General features: G+C 59.5%; 16 protein-coding genes. 12 read left to right on the top strand and 4 right to left on the bottom strand.

All coding sequences use genetic code 11. The annotated features are described in order from the left end of the window. Positions 1-369: 369 nt before the first annotated feature. The 8 genes from ACXJ1Z_RS19715 to ACXJ1Z_RS19680 all read left to right on the top strand — a co-directional run bounded on the left by ACXJ1Z_RS19715 (position 370) and on the right by ACXJ1Z_RS19680 (position 7516). On the top strand, positions 370-807 hold the full coding sequence (locus ACXJ1Z_RS19715; RefSeq protein ID WP_463781443.1) for a cupin domain-containing protein: 438 nt from the start codon (positions 370-372) through the stop codon (positions 805-807). Between the two features lie 712 nt (positions 808-1519). Next, positions 1520-2143 (top strand): AraC family transcriptional regulator, encoded by a 624-nt coding sequence (locus tag ACXJ1Z_RS19710; protein ID WP_463781442.1) that lies wholly within the window; start codon positions 1520-1522, stop codon positions 2141-2143. Between the two features lie 147 nt (positions 2144-2290). Beyond that, positions 2291-3316, top strand: a complete 1026-nt coding sequence (locus tag ACXJ1Z_RS19705) for a zinc-dependent alcohol dehydrogenase (RefSeq protein WP_463781441.1) — start codon at positions 2291-2293, stop codon at positions 3314-3316. 55 nt (positions 3317-3371) lie between these two features. Beyond that, positions 3372-3779 (top strand): VOC family protein, encoded by a 408-nt coding sequence (locus ACXJ1Z_RS19700; protein ID WP_463781440.1) that lies wholly within the window; start codon positions 3372-3374, stop codon positions 3777-3779. A gap of 54 nt (positions 3780-3833) precedes the next feature. Next, complete coding sequence (locus ACXJ1Z_RS19695) at positions 3834-4664, top strand: sugar phosphate isomerase/epimerase family protein (RefSeq protein ID WP_463781439.1); 831 nt, start codon at positions 3834-3836, stop codon at positions 4662-4664. Positions 4665-4666: 2 nt separating this feature from the next. Then, a complete protein-coding gene (locus ACXJ1Z_RS19690; RefSeq protein ID WP_463781438.1) occupies positions 4667-5467 on the top strand; it encodes an SDR family NAD(P)-dependent oxidoreductase in 801 nt (266 codons plus the stop codon). After that, on the top strand, positions 5464-6276 hold the full coding sequence (locus ACXJ1Z_RS19685; protein ID WP_463781437.1) for an SDR family NAD(P)-dependent oxidoreductase: 813 nt from the start codon (positions 5464-5466) through the stop codon (positions 6274-6276). The genes ACXJ1Z_RS19690 and ACXJ1Z_RS19685 overlap by 4 nt, the downstream gene beginning before the upstream one ends. Positions 6277-6307: 31 nt before the next feature. Next, a complete protein-coding gene (locus ACXJ1Z_RS19680) occupies positions 6308-7516 on the top strand; it encodes an MFS transporter (RefSeq protein ID WP_463781436.1) in 1209 nt (402 codons plus the stop codon). A 929-nt stretch (positions 7517-8445) separates the two neighbouring features. On the opposite strand, the gene ACXJ1Z_RS19675 is transcribed toward ACXJ1Z_RS19680, so the two are convergent. Further along, positions 8446-10224, bottom strand: a complete 1779-nt coding sequence (locus ACXJ1Z_RS19675) for a putative bifunctional diguanylate cyclase/phosphodiesterase (protein ID WP_463781435.1) — start codon at positions 10222-10224, stop codon at positions 8446-8448. Between the two features lie 407 nt (positions 10225-10631). Between ACXJ1Z_RS19675 and ACXJ1Z_RS19670 the strand changes: the two genes are divergently transcribed. The 3 genes from ACXJ1Z_RS19670 (at position 10632) to ACXJ1Z_RS19660 (ending at position 13000) form a co-directional block, all read left to right on the top strand. Beyond that, entirely contained in the window at positions 10632-10898 is a 267-nt protein-coding gene (locus ACXJ1Z_RS19670; protein WP_463781434.1) for a hypothetical protein, read from the top strand. 138 nt (positions 10899-11036) lie between these two features. Then, complete coding sequence (locus ACXJ1Z_RS19665; RefSeq protein ID WP_463781598.1) at positions 11037-12626, top strand: sensor histidine kinase; 1590 nt, start codon at positions 11037-11039, stop codon at positions 12624-12626. Between the two features lie 11 nt (positions 12627-12637). After that, entirely contained in the window at positions 12638-13000 is a 363-nt protein-coding gene (locus ACXJ1Z_RS19660) for a response regulator (protein ID WP_463781433.1), read from the top strand. A 330-nt stretch (positions 13001-13330) separates the two neighbouring features. On the opposite strand, the gene ACXJ1Z_RS19655 is transcribed toward ACXJ1Z_RS19660, so the two are convergent. Together ACXJ1Z_RS19655 and ACXJ1Z_RS19650 are read right to left on the bottom strand one after the other, a co-directional pair. After that, positions 13331-13714, bottom strand: coding sequence for a hypothetical protein (locus ACXJ1Z_RS19655; protein ID WP_463781432.1), 384 nt, complete (start codon positions 13712-13714; stop codon positions 13331-13333). A gap of 32 nt (positions 13715-13746) precedes the next feature. Beyond that, on the bottom strand, positions 13747-14625 hold the full coding sequence (locus tag ACXJ1Z_RS19650; protein WP_463781597.1) for an NmrA/HSCARG family protein: 879 nt from the start codon (positions 14623-14625) through the stop codon (positions 13747-13749). 116 nt (positions 14626-14741) lie between these two features. On the opposite strand from ACXJ1Z_RS19650, the gene ACXJ1Z_RS19645 reads away from it, so the two are divergent. Continuing rightward, the gene (locus tag ACXJ1Z_RS19645) at positions 14742-15611 is read left to right on the top strand and encodes a LysR family transcriptional regulator (protein ID WP_463781431.1); all 870 of its coding nucleotides are present in this window, start codon (positions 14742-14744) and stop codon (positions 15609-15611) included. Positions 15612-15854: 243 nt separating this feature from the next. Here ACXJ1Z_RS19645 and ACXJ1Z_RS19640 read toward each other — a convergent pair whose 3' ends face one another. Continuing rightward, positions 15855-16604, bottom strand: a complete 750-nt coding sequence (locus ACXJ1Z_RS19640; protein WP_463781430.1) for an SDR family NAD(P)-dependent oxidoreductase — start codon at positions 16602-16604, stop codon at positions 15855-15857. Positions 16605-16621: the final 17 nt, after the last annotated feature.

Here is a 16621-nt window from a genome sequence, read left to right as displayed (position 1 = left end):
CGCCCTCATTCCCGTCATTGAGCTGGCACAACGGCACGCTCAGAAGCGGACGGTCATTCATTTTTCTAAGTTGCGGAAATCGTCACGAGCAGGGCTACGGAGCAACGCTTTCACTGCGTGCAAAGGTTCGCTTTGCTAGAGGATTGGAGTGGCGTCGGATTTGAACGGCGAGACGATCAGGCCATGGCTGACGGCAACGCATAGTTTCGCGTCCATATTGTTGCTTTAGCAGTGCACCTTAGAACTGATCCGCTGCTAGACGACATACCTGTGGCCGCATAATCTAAATCAAACGGCATGCGGCAATCCCGGGGCGGTTCAGCCCTGCGTCGACACGACCGGCCAAGTAGGTACCAGAGGAGCAAGTCAATGCGGCTAATCGAAATCGGAGTTGGGGCGGATGGCAAATCCTTCATAGCGGCGGAGCGCACGATCGAGATGCCGGAGATGGAACCGGGAGCGGTTAAAGGCGAAGTGCTTTGGTCGACCACGCAGTTGCCCCCTCAAGTTGAGGCCGCCAGGCGCGCGGTCGATGAGCATTGGATGAACGTTGGTCTGGCGCCAAGTGCAAGCCGTTGGATGATTGCTAATTTCGCCCCCGGCCACATCTCGCCCATGCATCATACCAGCACGCTAGACTATGACATCGTCATTGCGGGCGAGGTAACGTTAGACACCGAGCACGGTAGTCTGGCGTTGTACCCAGGCGATTGCGTGATCGTTCCGGGCTGTATGCATCGTTGGAACGTCGGCGATGCAGGCTGTACTATGGCGACCGTTCTGCTGGGACTTGCTGCCGCGCCCTGAGCGGACACGCAACGCTATTGAACGTTACATCCAAAGTTGAGCCGACGGTTGCCAGTCTGCTCTTATCTCAGCGGAACAGTTCTTCCGATTATGAGCCCTTGGTCAGCTTGCCGGCTTTCGCCCTCATTCCAGTCACTGTGCCGCCCAGAGAGCATACCCGAAAGCCGCCACTCGTTCATGTAGGTAATCCGTGGATCATTCAATCTCGGCAGAGGCGCCAGCAACCTCTGGCCACGCGGTCCGCGACCACGAATTTGTCTCATGCGAGGTGGCCGGCGTTCGATCCCCGCGTTCTCTAGTCCCCTCTACGCAGCCGCCGCCATGGTTCTCGTCAGGCGGATCGCACGGTCAGCATGACTTCTGAAACGGACTCTAACTCGCATTCCGACGTGACTGTGCTATCCAATAGCGACGTGCCGCCTGCCGGCTCAAGCGGTTGTCGATTGGAGAGTACGCCATATCACTATCGGCAATACAGATGGGTCGATCCAGGCTGGACGCCCAGCTTTCGCTTCCTGCCGCTTCCGTGCAGGTCTGGCACTTCGACCTGCAGGACTCGAATCAGCGCCTACTACGACAGGATGGCTCCTATCGCTTAGATCTTAGCCTCAGTCCGCGGCTGCCGGGCACCGGTCTATGTTTCGCAGACCATTGGGCACCATCGCGTTTTGAGATGCCCGGGAGGCTCTTTCTCTTACCCCCTGGAGAAACAATGCGAGTGCGCAGCGGCGTGGGCCGCCAAGACGCGATTGTATGTCACCTGCCCGTCGATCGCTTAGCGAAATGGCTCGATATGGATCGGGAGTGGACTGATCAGTACCTTGACGCAAGCCTTGATATCGCCACTCCTGCCATCGATCGTTTGCTGATCCAACTGGGCGAAGAGGCCCGGAGCCCAGGGTTCGCTAGCGAGGCGATGGGCGAAGCCATCGCTATGCAGATCGCCATCCACCTCGAGCGGTTCTATCGCGGAACGTCGATGCTACGTACCAGCTCGGATGGTCTCGCGACTTGGAGATTGCGGTTAATTGACGATCGCTTGTTGGAAGTTGGATCCTCACCTTCGCTGACTGAACTAGCAACTTTGTGCAACTTGTCAGTTCGCCAGCTATCGCGCGGGTTCAAGAATAGCCGTGGCGTCTCAATCGGTGAGTACGTCGCCCATGAGCGCATCGAACACGCCAGACGTCTTCTTCGTTCTGGACTAAGCGTTAAAGCCGTCGCGTATGCGTTGGGCTTTGCGTCACTTTCAAGCTTCAGCTTTGCCTTTCGCCGAGCCACCGGCACCTCGCCAAGTCACTTTAGGACAAGCACAGGGCTTGCGACGACAACTTAATCTGTGGGACCGACACTGGCCAATCTTCGACAACCTGGCAGATTTTCGACGTCTTTGCCCCATTGCTCCGACGCCAACAGCACTGCAAACGAGGTAGTGACCTGTGCCCTGAACTGAGCGGCCGGCGACTGTCGAGGGATGTCGATCATGAAATCCGAAACCTACAAGGCGGCGATCTATCGCGGGATTGGGCACGTTGACGTAATCGACCTGCCTTATCCCGAATGCGGCGATAATGACGTGATCGTTCGTAATCTCCTGGCTGGTGTGTGCGGTTCAGACGTCTCAGCTTATCGCCATGGTGGCGATTCCAACATGATCTGGCAGGATCATGAATTCGGCCATGAGGCCGTGAGCGAAGTTGCCGAGGTAGGCAAGAGCGTCACCGGGCTAGCACTTGGTGATCATGTCTTCGTGAACCAGGGCAAAGCCTTGCGCGACATGCGCCGCATGGCAACAGTCGGCAGCTTTTCTGAATATATCCGCATCCCGCAGTGCGAGGTCGGGTACAGTGTCCTCAAGATCGACAACGATATTCCGGTAAAGACAGCGGTTCTGCTGGAGCCGTTCGTGATCGGCTCCAGAGCAGCCAAGAGCCTGATTCCGGGGCCCGGCAAGACCGCTATCGTCTTCGGAGCCGGAATCATCGGCATGGCGGCTGCCATCATGCTGCAGTGGTATGGCTGCGACAAGGTGATGGTGGTCGACCTCTCTGAGGCGCGGCTCAAGAACGCGCGCAGCTTTGGATTGCTCACCTGCAACACCGCGACTGAGGACCTGGCGGCCAGAGCGATCGAGGAATTCGGTGCGCAGCGCACGTTCCTGGGAGAGCGCTGCAGCGCCAACCTCTACATCGACGCAATCGGGATAAAGGTGGCGGTCGACAGCTTCGCCAAGATCGCGGGGCGCGAAGCGTCGCTGGCGATCGTTGGCGTCCACCATGAGCCCGTAGCGATCGACCTTCTCGGCGTCTGCTACAGCAACTGGCACATCAGTGGCTGCGGCACGATGCCGACTGAGGAAGCGGTGGTCGACATTCTCGAGATGATGCGGTCCCGTCGATACGATTTGTCTTCTCTGGTCACGCACGAATTCAAGGTGGACCACATCGCAGACGCGTTGATCATGGGCGGCAACGCACGCGAAGCGCAAAAAGTCTGCGTCTCGTTCTGAAGTCTGCTTCGCATCTTTGCGAAGGAGCGAACCGACGAGCCTGGGAGAAGACGAAATGCCGGTTCTGAGCCTAGACCATGTGAACATCCGCACGTCCAATCCTGGAGCCACGATGGCGTTCTTCAGGGACGCCTTGGGCATGAAGCTGGCCGGACCGTCCGGCTTCGATGCCTATGAGCGGGGTGGATGGGTTCTGGACGAAAACGGTGCCGCCGTGATCCACGTCGCCAGTGCCGACGAGGTCTTTCCAGGCGATGCGCAGAAGCCGTTTATCGCCACGACGGGCAGCGGCGCTATCGACCATGTCGCACTACGCTGCTCGAACTATGACGCGATCAAGGACCGGATCGAGGAACTCGGGCTTTCCTTCTGGGAGAACTACGTCGAGCGCGCGAAGCTGCGTCAGATTTTCCTTGAGGAACCCACGGGCATAGTGATCGAGCTTGGCTTCGCCGACGCTTAACGCGCCAGCTCGAAGATGCGGACGCGGAACTACAAGAACCGTCAGGAGTGGATTGTGACAAGACTTGGCATTGAAAACATCAGCGTATTCGGCCTGCCGCCCGTGGAGTTCGTGAACCTCGCGGCTGACCTTGGCTGCCAGCATATCTCGACCGGCCTGACGAGCTTCAACTTCGGTATCTACGATTACGCACCGTTCTCTCTGCGCGATGATGCGGCTTTGCGCCGCGAGATGAAAAGCGCGATGCGCGACCGCGGCATCACCATATCGCTTGGTGAGGGCCTGACGATCCGTCAGGGCATTGGCGCGAAGGACCACGAGGCTGATCTCGACATCATGTGCGATCTGGGTGTCGAAGTGATCAACACGGTCAGCATGGATCCGGATCTCGCCCGCACGTTCGACGAGTTTGCCGTAATGGCGGAGATGGTCGGCTCTCGAGGTTTGGTGACGACCACGGAATTGGCGCCATCGTTGACGGTCGGTGATCTTTCCACCGCCCTTGCGGCCGTGCGCCACGTGGGTCGGTCCGATTTCCGACTGCTGATCGACACGATGCACGTGATCCGTTCCGGCTCGACCGTGGCTGACGTTGCGGCACTCGATCCCGAGCTCATCGGGTATGTGCAACTGTGCGATGCCACCATCGCGCCGCGCTTCGACACCTATTTCGAGGAATCGATGTTCGAGCGCATGGTGCCTGGCGAAGGTGAGCTTGGCCTGCCAGCGCTTCTGGCGGTGCTGCCTGCGGACCGGGTCTACAGCCTCGAAGTCCCGCTGCGCAGCCAGGCGAAAGCCGGGGTCGACCAGCACGAACGGCTGGGCAAGTGCGTGGCCGCTGCGCGCAAGCTTTTGCAAGAAGCGCGGGGCGGGGCATCATCATGAGCGTGGTAGGATCTAATGCGGGCGTCGCGATCGTGACCGGGGCAGCAGGCGGGATGGGCGCACCATCAGCGCAGCGGCTGGCAGCTCAAGGTCTTGCGCTGATCCTGTGCGACATCAGCGAAGATCGTCTGGAAGCTCTGGCAGCGCCTCTGCGAGCGGCTGGTACGAAGGTGGAGACCTTGGCCTGCAACATCGCGAATGCGTCCTTCCCGGCCAATTTGATGGCAATTGTGGGAGAGCGGCCTATCGCTGCGCTCATCCACACGGCCGGCCTGTCACCGACCATGGGCGACGCCGATGCCATCTTCACCGTCAACTACGATGCCACGGCTCGGCTTGTGGAGGCGGTTCGCCCGCGGATGGCGCGCGGCGCCTGCGCCGTGCTGATCGCCTCGTCGTCAGGCTATGCCGCGGCATCGGCCGAGATCGACGCGCTGATCGATGCGATACCGCTTGATGCGGATTCAACCTCATTGCGGACGGGCGTGACGCATCCGGGACATGCCTATTCGCTGTCGAAGCGCGGCGTGCATCGGATGGTAGAGCGCCAGGCAGCGGCATTCGGCGAGCATGGCGCCCGGATCATGTCGATCTCGCCCGGGCTCATTGATACCAGCATGGGTCGCGCCGAAGCCCAGGCGCATCCGGTCATGGACGAGATGCTGCAGGTCACGCCGCTGAAGCGCTATGGAACCGGCGACGAGATTGCGTCCGTCGCGGTCTTTCTGTGCTCCGAGGATGCGTCCTATGTCACAGGTTCCGATATCAAGGTTGATGGCGGCGTATTGGCAGTGAAGAGATGAGCGACGAATTCAAAAACACGTATGGTCCGGTGGCGCTGGTAACCGGCGCATCCTCGGGGATTGGTGAAGCCTTTGCCGAGGCACTGGCGCGCAAGGGCATGGACCTGGTGCTGGTTGCCCGCCGTATCGATCGTCTCGAGGCACTCGGCAATCGCTTGACCGATGCCTATCGCATCAAGACCCAGTCGGTTCAGGTCGATCTTTCCCAGCCCGACGCGGCCGACCAGATGCTGGCTGCGACCGCCGCGTCGGATGTGGGCCTGCTTGTCAGCAATGCCGGCTTCAGCATGAAGGGCGAGCATGCGGCAAACGATCCCAGCGTGATGTCGGAAATGTTGGCTGTAAATTGCCACGTGCCGCTGCAGTTGACGCGCGGCATCATCCCACGCCTGCGCGAACGCCGTGCGCGTGGTGCCGGCGCCGGTATCATCCTGACGAGCTCGATCGAAGCCTTGATGGGCTGTCCGTATTCCACGGCTTATTCAGCGACCAAGGCCTTGGTCAAATCACTCGGCGAAGGGCTTTGGGGCGAGTTGCACCCTGAGGGTATCGATGTGCTGACACTCTGCCCCGGTGCGACCGAGACCGAGGCCTTGGCGAAAAGCGGCGTCGACGTGACTAAGATGCAGAATACCATGAGCGCGGACGAGGTGGCCGAACTTACGCTCGACAACATCGCGAACGGTCCAACCTTCTTCAGCAGCAAGCACTATCTGGCGATGTTCGAGCAGCTGCTGTCCCTGCCGCGTCGCGATGCGCTGACAGCCATGGCCGCAGGGTTGAAGAGAGCTTCAGCCTCTCAAGCTTGAACAGCTTGGATAAACGAAAGTTGGGAGATCGATGACGGCCTATCTGGAGGAACTTCGCGTTCAGTGGCGCCCCTTGCTCGCCGCGATCATCGGCATGAGCTCGGGCTATTCGATCACCAACTACGTCACCAGCATCATGGCGCCGCACATGATCAAGGAGTTCGGCTGGTCTCGGTCCGACTTTGCCGCGATCGGCAGCCTCGGGATCGTAGCCACGTTCGTTTTTCCTCTAATCGGCAGGCTGACCGATATCGTCGGGGTTAGGCTGACCGCACTGATCGGTGTCATCACGTTCCCGTTCGCCTACACTTTCCTCAGCCTGCAGTCAGGCGACATTCGGATCTACACCGCCTTGTTCGTCGTCATGGGGGTGGTCTGCATCACGACGACCGCCACGGTATATAGCCGCACCGTCGTCGCGTACGTGAAGAACGCGCGAGGGCTCGCGCTGGCCATCGTTGCATCGGGTCCGGCTTTGATGGGCGTCGTGGCAGCGCCGCTCCTCAACAACTTCGTCGAGGCGCAAGGATGGCGGGCGGGCTACCTTGTGATGGCCGTATTCTCCGGCGCAATGGGCGCAATCGCACTTTTGCTGATGCCGGCTGAGCGCAACCGCGCAGAAGCCAAGGTGCCAAGAGCGCGCGCCGTGCGTGGTGACTACCGAGCTATTTTCACCAGCCGAGCATTCTGGGTGCTTGTTGGCGCCATGTTGCTTTGTAACTTGCCGCAGGTCATCGCGCTCACTCAGCTCAACATGGTTCTGCTCGACAACGGTGTCAGCAGTAGTGGCGTATCGGTGATGATTTCTGCCTTTGCCGCCGGAACGCTGGCGGGCCGCTTCATCTGCGGCATCGCGCTTGATCGTTTTCCGCCGCATCTAGTCGCTGCGATTGGCATGGCCTTGTCGGCGATCGGCCTTTTCCTAATCGCATCTAGCTTCGACTCTCCGCTTGTGCTGACACTCGCCATTCTGCTCGTCGGGCTTTCATTTGGCGCGGAAGGCGATTTGGTGAGCTTCCTAGTGGTGCAGACATTCGGCGTCCGCATCTATTCGACGGTCATGGGCATGATGACAGCGACGATCTCGATCGCCGTTTCAGTGGGAGCACTCTTGCTCAGCATCCTGCTCCGCAATGGCGGCGGGTTCGCGCCGTTCCTCGTCGTGTGTGGCATTGGCGTGCTTTGTGGGAGTGTGCTGTTCCTGTTCATGCCCAGATCCGCGACGCTTGCCGAAGAGTAGGTTTGCGGCGCGCCTCGTCGGACGCACAGGGCGGGCTTTGATGGTCGGTATGGGCGTGTACTCGCGGTGAGGAATAATCGCACGAATGGTTCGCGCGCGAGTGTAGAAATCGCGCAGCTGCCTAGCTTTCCGAGGCGATTCTCGGGTTTCCTATTTCAAGCTGCGATAGCAAGACCACGTAAGCTGAATGGATGTCAGGTTTCGGGTTAGGCTCGCGTAGGCTTGAACGTCGCTTTCTAGGTCACTGCGGAAAAGCGGAGGAGCTGTTCGCCCTCAACCCAGTCACTCCGCTGCCGCAACGGCATGCCCGAAAGCGGCCGGTCATTCATCTGAGTAGGCGCCTGTGCATTCATACTTAGCGTATACCTCAGCGGCCGCTTTCCGGCCCCCTGCGGCGGTCCACTTCATATTATGTCTGGTGGTAAGCGGACTGACGGCTTTCGGGGCGACCCGCAGGGTTAGCTGCCGTTCGACGGTGCGTGTTGTTCGTGGAACCGTGGTGTCACCTTGACCTTCACGGATTGAAAACAACGCCAGCAGATCCATTTCCTACTGCGTCACTGAAGGGCAACTCGTCAAAGGTGAAGCGGCGGCTGGATGTCTGGTTCATAAACTAACGAGCGACACTTGCTTACTCCTCTTCGACAACGTTGCCTATCCCCAATCTTCGGGTGCTCTAAGAGTAAGAAAGCTGGACGGGACTCAGTACATTTCATTGTAATACCATAATACGGGCAGCTGAGTGGTCGCTGCAGTTCTGATCAAATGAACCTAAGGGTCATGCAAAATCACTCTTGTTTTTTGCCGTAAACTCTCGGGTCGTTGCGAACGGTACGCTGAATAATACCATATCATTGGCATGAGCGAATGGCAGTAGTTTTGCAGTGGCAAAATAGTTTTGAAGGTTCACAAATGGATCAATGGCTGCCTCAGGCAGCGGCAACCAGGACATGTCTATCTCGCAAAAAGTCACTTTGCCATGCCAAGAAGCCATTCGCCGTCATTGGGCGGCCATAGAAGTAGCCTTGCGCCTCGTCGCAACCCAAAGCGATCACCCAATCACGGACACTTGCCGTCTCGACACCCTCGGCAACGACATGGTAGCCAAGATCGTGTGCGAGCGAGACCATCGAGCGAACCAAAGTGCGCTCGCGTTCTCCGATGTCGATCTCGCGGATAAACGACTGGTCTATCTTCAAGATCTTGCCGGGCAGCTTCTGCAGGTATGCCAAGCTGCTATGGCCCGTGCCAAAGTCGTCGATCGCGATGTGGATGCCCGCTTCGACCAAAGCTGTCAGCTGGCTCGTGGCATTAGCGACGTCGGACATGACCGCGCTTTCGGTCACCTCCAGCTCTAGCCACTCGGGGCGCACGCGATGTCGCAGGATTCGCAGCTGCACCTGTTCGGCGAAGCAAGGATCTTCTAGGTTGGAGGCGGACACATTCACAGACAGGCGATGCTCAAGACCCGCTTCGCGCCACTGCGCCAGTTGGCGCAGCGCGGCATCGAGCACCCACCTGGTCATGGGTCCGGCAAGCGCAGTCTGTTCAATCACCGGGATAAACTCGGCAGGCGAAATCTGCCCGAGCTCCGGATGGCGCCAGCGCAGCAGCGCCTCTGCCCCAATGCAAACCTCGTTACTAAGATCGATCCTGGGTTGGAAGACGAGCGTCAGCTGACCCTCAGCCTCCATGGCATGGCCGAAATCGTTGAGAAGCTGAAAGCGACGCTGGTGGGCATCATCCTCCACGAGGGAGTAGACGCTGACCATTGGCGAGCGAGCGCGTGCGTCCTGAGCGGCGCTGTGAGCCATCCGCAGCACTGTGGTAGGCTGTGTCTCGCCGGCGATGAAGGGGCTGACGCCGATGCTTGTCGCCATGACGAAGCTGGACCGGCACTCTGTCTGGATCTGTGCAAGCATATCCACGAGTTTAGCGACACATTCCTGCTCATCGAGACACGGTTCTGCGAGAAACGCAAATTGGGTGGTGGCGACATGGTAGGCGGGAAAGGCATGACCGACTGTGCTCGCGATAGTCACCGCCGCCTCGCGAACGATTTGGTCGAGGTAACCCGATCCCATCACTCGCAGCCCGTGGTTCAGCTGCTCAGATCTGGCCAGATCGACTACCACGGCCAGGCGATGCTCTCCGGGACGATCACGGCCAAGATCCGCCAAATCCTCCAGGAATTGGTTGCGGTTGGGCAATCCGCTGAGAGGGTCTAGCCGGCCAAAGGCATGCTGCAGCTCGATCTGCGACATCACCATTTTGGCAAGATCGTTCAGCGCGCTCAGCTCTTTTTCGCTCGTCTCACGCGGCTCGGTGCCCAGCACGCAGAGTGCACCCAGGCTGTGCCCCTCTCGCGTGGTCAGAGATACACCAGCGTAGAAACGGATGCCTTGCTCTGCCAACAAGCTGGAACGATAGCAGCTGTCCGCCTGAAGGTCCGGGATCAGCAGCGTCTCGGCGCGTTCGGCCACTTGCGCGCACGGCGCTCCCTCGCGCGGTATCGAACAATGCTCGACACCGATCCGCGACTTGAACCATTGGCGATCGCGGTCGGTCAGGGATACTGCGGCGATCGGCAGGCCGAAGATCTGGCCGGCCATGCGGGTGATCCGGTCAAAGCTCTCGCTGGGTGCCGTGTCCAGCAAGTTCAAGCGGTATAGCGCGTCGAGCCGCGCATCTTCATCGTGTCGGAACATCGTGTCGAAGTACGCCTAAAACAATAAGATCCAGGTCCTGAAAAGAGTTAGCGTCTGCTTAAGCCGTGAAAGACGTGCGTTGATCAGCGACACAAGCAAGCCTGCCGAGATCCGCTCGCGTGTAGCCGGCCCACGCTCACTCTGCAGCGAATTCCTCGAAGAAGGGCATCGTGACATCCCAGGGGACGGCGATGCAAAGGCGGCGTGCAAGCGCTTGAACACGCTCGGTGCCGATCCCGACCTGCGTGAGGCACTGGATTACACTGAACCGGAGTGGTCAAGCTTCAGAGAGCAAGTTGCTAAGTGGCGTTTTAGGTCAGCGTTAAGCGCGAGCTATTGCGCTGAGTAAATAGTATGCAAGCATTATTGATGCTGAGTTGATAACTGATCAAGCCGAAGGGCGACACATGAGCGACGAAGCGTATCAAGAGCAGCTCGACATTCGAGCCAAGCTTCTTGCGGATCTCGCCGTCGAGCTAGTTGAGGATCCGAATGACGCATTTGGCCAACTGAGCCAGGCGTCGATGATCATTGCCTTGCGAACCTTGACACTGAGACAGTACGCCGACGTTCAACTTGCTGCGGCAGAAATTTCTTATGTCGCAATTCAGACACGTCTGCTTGAAGAAGCAGGTGGAGTCCGGCGCTTGCCTGACCCGCCGTCCCTGACGTAATCTATGGGGGTGTAATCCGCGTTAAGATTTCGAGCTTCTGAGCGCTCCGATCAGGATTGAGGTTAGCTTCCTTGACTCTTGAAACAAAAGACGAGCTTACGTCACGTGTCCCGCTTGGGCGGCACATGGGTGGCGAGCATGGTGAAAATAAACAATGATGCTCAACGCGCGGTCGCGCTGGCGCGGCTCATGGTGCTCGACACGCCCGATGAGCAGGCCTTTGACGATATTGTTTTTATAGCTTCCCAAACATGCGGTACGCCGATTGCCTTGATCAGCTTGCTAGACAGCGAGCGCCAGTGGTTCAAAGCTCGGGTAGGCGTTGACGTCAGCGAGACACCGATCGAGCAATCTGTCTGTAGCATAGATATTGACACCGACACTTTGCTTGAGGTGGTCGATCTTTCTGCAGATGAACGCACCTGCGATAATCCCCTGATAACCGGAGATCGCGCTTTCCGGTATTACGCAGGCGCACCGTTGAAGCTGCGCTCCGGAGAAATTGTTGGACGTCTGTGCGTGATTGATACGGAAGCGAGACCAAATGGATTGAGTGACACTCAAAAGGTCCTTCTCTCCGCTTTAGCTCGCCAAGCTAGTGATCATCTTGAACTGCGACGGATCGCACACGCAAGCGACCGTATGGCAAGCTTGCAAGCAGCACTTGTTGAAATTGGAGATCGTATCCGCGCAAGCTCCGATATCGGGACCATGACACACTTGGTGTCCGAGATTGTCGGTCAGGTCTTAAGCGTGGAACGTGCCGGGTTTGGCCACGTTGACATCTCCGTGCAGCATGTCGTCATCGAGGCCGACTGGACCGCGCCTGGCGTTCCTAGCATCGCCGGCAAGCATCGATTTGAGGATTACGGTGCGATCCGGGATCATCTCGCTCGCGGTGAGCCGCTTGTGATCGAAAGCGTTTTTACTGACGAGCGTACAGCCAGCAACCCTACAGCGATGTTGGGCATTGGAATTGAAGCGCTGGTAAATATGCCTGTCCGGCAACAAGGCAAAACCATCGCTGTGCTGATCGTGAACGCGACTTCACGTCGGATTTGGCTGTCCGAAGAGCTGAGCTTCCTTCGTAGCGTTGCTGATAGGTTAGAGGCAGGCGTTGAAAGATTACGAGGGGAGCAACAGCAGGACATCTTGAACGCAGAGCTTTCCCATCGGCTTAAGAACATGCTGACGATGGTCCAGGCCATAGCCACTCAGACTCTTCGAGAGGTGGTTGATCGAAAACCGGTTGAAAGCTTCGAACAACGGCTTCTGGCGCTCAGCGCTGCACACGATGTGCTGCTTCAGAAAAGTTGGGCTGACGCTGATCTGTGCGCCGTTGCAGAAGCTGTGATCGAAACAGTTGGCTTTGAAGATAGGGTGGAACTGAAAGGCCCGCCGGTTGCACTCGGAGCGCGTGCGGCACTTTCGTTCTCCTTGGTGCTGCATGAACTTATGACCAACGCATGCAAGTATGGGGCGCTTTGCGCGCAAGGTGGCGCGATCACCCTGCACTGGCGGATTGAGAGCGGGGAAGGCGGTGGCCAGCTTGTACTGCAATGGCGCGAGATCGGGGGCCCTCCGGTCGTCGCTCCAACGCGCCGCGGGTTCGGTTCAAAACTGACCCGACTTGGGCTGGTAGGAACAGGTGGTGTCGACATCCGTTACGAACCTACTGGTTTAGAAGCAGATATGCGCGCCTCGATCGACCACTTAGCAGAAGCTTGAGTAGAACCGCCATGAAGCGCAAGCCCATCGTGCTCGTTGTTGAGGATGAACCCCTCCTTCGGCTTTTTGCCACCGATTTGATTGAGGACGCCGGCTTTGAGGTTGTGCAGGCTGCAAATGCGTCGGACGCCGTCGCCATCCTTGAGACCAGAACCGACATCAAGATTGTCTTCACCAATGTGGACATGCCGGGCGGGATTGACGGAATCAAACTCGCCGCATGCATTCGCGATCGTTGGCCTCCAATCGAAATCATCATAACTTCAGGCAAGCCATGGCCGCGCGGCGTCACGCTGCCGCATGACGCTGTATTCTTCCCAAAGCCATACAGGTCGGACAGGGTGCTCGAGACGATACATCGAATGGCCGCCTAACTGATCATTCACCGCTTTAGATCCGTTCGTTGAGTCCGCTCTCATCGCAGGACCGGCATGTCCGGCATCGGGCTGCGCCATAGGCCATCAGGGCACAAGGATGCGGCAGGGCCGGGTGGCTGTCGCCCTCAAATGCGACATTCCGGCTGCCACGGTAGCTTCCCGGAAGCGGACGCTTGTTCATGTTGCCGCAGGTATCGCGGCTAAGGACGGCAAGTGGGACGAAGCCGCCGCTTCGGCAGCAGACTATAAGTGGCGGCTTCCGACAGAAGCAGGCATTCAACGAGCGATGGACAGGGGCTGCGTTGCGAGCCGGCCCGCCGTTGGCCCTCAAGTCCGCCCGAGTTGCCGCGCAGCTGCTTCGGCTGTGTCTTCGGGCCGCGTATTGAATGCGATCGCGGCATTTGGCGCTGCCTTGTGAACGAGGTTCACCACCATCTCGAACAGACCGAGGCTCTTGGGTGGCAACCTCAAGCCACCACCGATGACCACACAGTCATAAGCCGCGCCATTGAGCGCCGCCTCCAGCATGGCACCACCCGCCGCATCGGGAGTGATTATGCAAGTGTCGCCCTGCCACCCGCACTCGCGGATTTTTTCGACCGCGATTACGATGCCGGCGTTGATCTTGTCGGCGTCGAAGCCCGGCGGCAGCGCCGGGTCCGAGAAGTCGACGGTCTCGGGCTTCTGCCCGACGAACAGGATACGTGTCATAGGAAGTCTCCTTCAGAAGATTCGTGCTGGGCTCAGGCTGTCGCCCACGAGGCGGCGGCGGCTTCGGCGAAGTCTCGATACGAGCGCGGCGCGCGGCCGAGCAGCGTCGCTAGGCGGGAGATTTCGCTGTCGGTGGCGATCGCGCCGTCCTCCTGATAGCGGTGCATCATCAGCCGCATGTCATAGGCAAGCCAAGCAGGTCCGAACGACTTCAACCGCTGTTCCAGCGCATCCAGATCGTTGCCGGCATAGCCGATCGGCCGCCCGAGCACGTCGCTCCACAGCGCCGAGATCGAGGTGCCGGTGAGCGCGTCCGGGCCGACCAGCTCATAGGTCTCGTGCGGCAGCGGTCCGTCCGTGCGTTCGCGACGCAGCAGTTCCTTAGCGGCCGCCTCGCCGATGTCGCGGATGTCGACCATCGAAATACCCCGGTCGCCGATCGCCATGCCGTATACGCTGCCGCCCAGCAACGCGTCCTTCTGTCGTAGGTCGTTCTGGATGAAATAGGCCGGGCGCAGAATGGTAACGGGCAGGTCTGCGGCGTGGATCATCCGCTCAACGGTCATCTTGCTCGCGAAGTGCGGTACGTTGGCATAGGCTTCGCCCTTGAACACCGACAGATAGACGATGCCCTTCACCCCGGCAGCGTGCGCGGCGTCAAGCGTCAGCATCGCCTGCGTCAGTTCGTCGGGTGCGTTTGGCGCGAGAAGGAACAGCGTGCTCACGCCACCGAGCGCGGCGCGTACGCTGTCGATGTCGGAGAGATCGCCTTGCACGGCGGTGACACCGGTCGGAAACTGCGCCTTTTCCGGCGTGCGGGTTAGCGCTCGAATCTCGGCGCCATTGCCAACGAGGAAGGCCAGCACCTGCGTGCCGATGGTGCCAGTGCTACCGGTTATTAATATCGTCATGTCGTATCTCCTTGATCGTCGAGACAACCCCGTCGTCGCTGGATGCAAGATAGACGTTCCGATCAATCGAAGAAGATGGCATGATCGGGACACATCGTCTCGATCATGGAACACCTATGGATCTCGCGGCTCTCGCCGACTTCAACCTCGTCGCCTCCCACGGCGGCTTCGGTCTCGCCAGTCGCGCAGCTCACCGGCCCAAGGCGACGCTGTCGCGCAAGGTCGCCGAGCTGGAGGCCCATCTGGGCGTGCGCCTGATCGACCGCGGCTCGCGGACGCTCCGCCTGACGCCGGAAGGGCGCGCGCTGCACGACCGCACCCAAGGCCCGCTTGCCGAGATCGGCGAGGCCGGACAGGCCGTCGCCTCTGGTGCGTCTGTGCCACGCGGGACGCTGCGGATCAGTGCCGCCATCGTTTTCGCGCATGTCATGCTGCCGCGTGTCGCCGCGGATTTCGTCAAGGCCTACCCGCACGTCGCGCTCGAGATCGTCGCAGAGGATCGCAAGGTCGATCCGGTCGAGGACAATTACGATCTGGTGATCCGCATTAATCCGGATCCCGACGAGCGCCTGGTCGGGAGACGGATCCTTGAAGATGAACGTTTATTGGTCGCATCGCCGCAGATACCGAACCCGTTTGTGACGAGTCCAGCAGACGCCGACATAATGGTAGCTGCGGTGGGACATATCGCCACGTCCGCCGACGCGGTCTGGCGGATCAAGACGGACCAAGGTGCGCGCGAGTTCAGCCCGCAGGTGCGGTTGCGCTTCTCTTCTTTCTTGATGGTGCAGGATGCGGTGCTGGCCGGTGCGGGCGTCGCCCTCATGCCGAAGCTGCTGGCAGCCCAGAACATCGCTGCGGGCAAGCTGGTTGTTTGGGGAGTCGACGACGGACCGAAGGTCGAGATCTGGGCACTCCAGAATTCCCGCCGCCTTTCGAGCTCCAAGATACGTGCTTTTCTCGAAGTCCTTACGTCGATCGCATAGGCTGACAAGGGCGGTTTCGGAGCCTGCCAGACGTCGTTGAACAGCAACAAGCGCGGCGTTATCCAAGCAATAATACCGCGGCGAGATTATGACGCTGCTATTAACCTATGCGTTCGCGCGGGCGCGGGTGACGTCTTCAATTCGTCGGCCGCTGCCGGAATAGTGATGGTTAGCACCTGGGATCGTCCGGGTGGCGACGAAGGGTCGACGATCATTGGTCTGCGTCCCCGAACGGCGGGCGAATTATGTTGTTCGCAACCGTCCACCATTGACCCCGATAGTCTGTCCCGTGACATAACTGGCGCCCTCGCTGCATAGCCAGGAGCAGGCGCTGGCGATATCCTCCGGCTCGCCGGTGCGTCGCACGGGCATCATTTCGCGCACTGTCTCGATGGGTATGGGGAATTTCTCGCGGTTGGCCTCGGACATGATCGTGTTCATGATGATGCCCGGCGGGATGTTATTGACGGTGATGCCGAGCGGCCCCAGTTCTTCCGCCAAGCCTCGCGTCATGCTGACGATCGCCCCCTTGGACGAGCAGTAGGGTATCATGTTCGCCTGTCCCGTCTGCGCGCTCGACGAGGAGATGTTGACGATGCGCCCCCATTTCGCCGCGGCCATGTCCGGCAGGACGGTCTGGGTGACGATGAAGGTGCCTTTGACGTTGATGCGGTAGACCGCGTCCCACAGCTCGTCCGTTACTTCCGTGAAGGGCGTGGTGTTGGTGATGCCCGCATTGTTGACCAATACTGTAATCGGGCCGAGGGCTCCGCGTACGGCCTTCACCGCCGCCTCGACCTGCGCGCGGTCGGAGATGTCGGCCTGCACGGCAATGGCCTTGCCCCCTTCGGCGACGATCTCGTCGGCGGTCTTCTGCGCCTGGTCGATCAGCAGGTCGAGCACGGCGACCGCCATGCCATCCTTCGCGAGCCCGCGCGCGCAGGCGCGCCCGATGCCCGCCGCTGCGCCTGTCACCAATGCTACTTTGGTCATTCTGATTCCCTTCATTT

This window comes from Novosphingobium sp. TK46 (assembly GCF_055361525.1).
The sequence above is the reverse complement of the archived record's forward strand: the minus strand, read 5'-3'. Positions and strand labels throughout refer to the sequence as shown.

Excerpts from the sequence above, each read along its gene's own strand:
- ACXJ1Z_RS19640 (WP_463781430.1), bottom strand. The coding sequence starts at position 16,604 with ATGACCAAAGTAGCATTGGTGACAGGCGCAGCGGCGGGCATCGGGCGC.
- ACXJ1Z_RS19650 (WP_463781597.1), bottom strand. The coding sequence starts at position 14,625 with ATGACGATATTAATAACCGGTAGCACTGGCACCATCGGCACGCAGGTG.
- ACXJ1Z_RS19645 (WP_463781431.1), top strand. The coding sequence starts at position 14,742 with ATGGATCTCGCGGCTCTCGCCGACTTCAACCTCGTCGCCTCCCACGGC.
- ACXJ1Z_RS19670 (WP_463781434.1), top strand. The coding sequence starts at position 10,632 with ATGAGCGACGAAGCGTATCAAGAGCAGCTCGACATTCGAGCCAAGCTT.
- ACXJ1Z_RS19710 (WP_463781442.1), top strand. The coding sequence starts at position 1,520 with ATGCGAGTGCGCAGCGGCGTGGGCCGCCAAGACGCGATTGTATGTCAC.
- ACXJ1Z_RS19700 (WP_463781440.1), top strand. The coding sequence starts at position 3,372 with ATGCCGGTTCTGAGCCTAGACCATGTGAACATCCGCACGTCCAATCCT.
- ACXJ1Z_RS19715 (WP_463781443.1), top strand. The coding sequence starts at position 370 with ATGCGGCTAATCGAAATCGGAGTTGGGGCGGATGGCAAATCCTTCATA.
- ACXJ1Z_RS19675 (WP_463781435.1), bottom strand. The coding sequence starts at position 10,224 with ATGTTCCGACACGATGAAGATGCGCGGCTCGACGCGCTATACCGCTTG.
- ACXJ1Z_RS19660 (WP_463781433.1), top strand. The coding sequence starts at position 12,638 with ATGAAGCGCAAGCCCATCGTGCTCGTTGTTGAGGATGAACCCCTCCTT.
- ACXJ1Z_RS19680 (WP_463781436.1), top strand. The coding sequence starts at position 6,308 with ATGACGGCCTATCTGGAGGAACTTCGCGTTCAGTGGCGCCCCTTGCTC.
- ACXJ1Z_RS19685 (WP_463781437.1), top strand. The coding sequence starts at position 5,464 with ATGAGCGACGAATTCAAAAACACGTATGGTCCGGTGGCGCTGGTAACC.
- ACXJ1Z_RS19665 (WP_463781598.1), top strand. The coding sequence starts at position 11,037 with ATGGTGAAAATAAACAATGATGCTCAACGCGCGGTCGCGCTGGCGCGG.
- ACXJ1Z_RS19705 (WP_463781441.1), top strand. The coding sequence starts at position 2,291 with ATGAAATCCGAAACCTACAAGGCGGCGATCTATCGCGGGATTGGGCAC.
- ACXJ1Z_RS19655 (WP_463781432.1), bottom strand. The coding sequence starts at position 13,714 with ATGACACGTATCCTGTTCGTCGGGCAGAAGCCCGAGACCGTCGACTTC.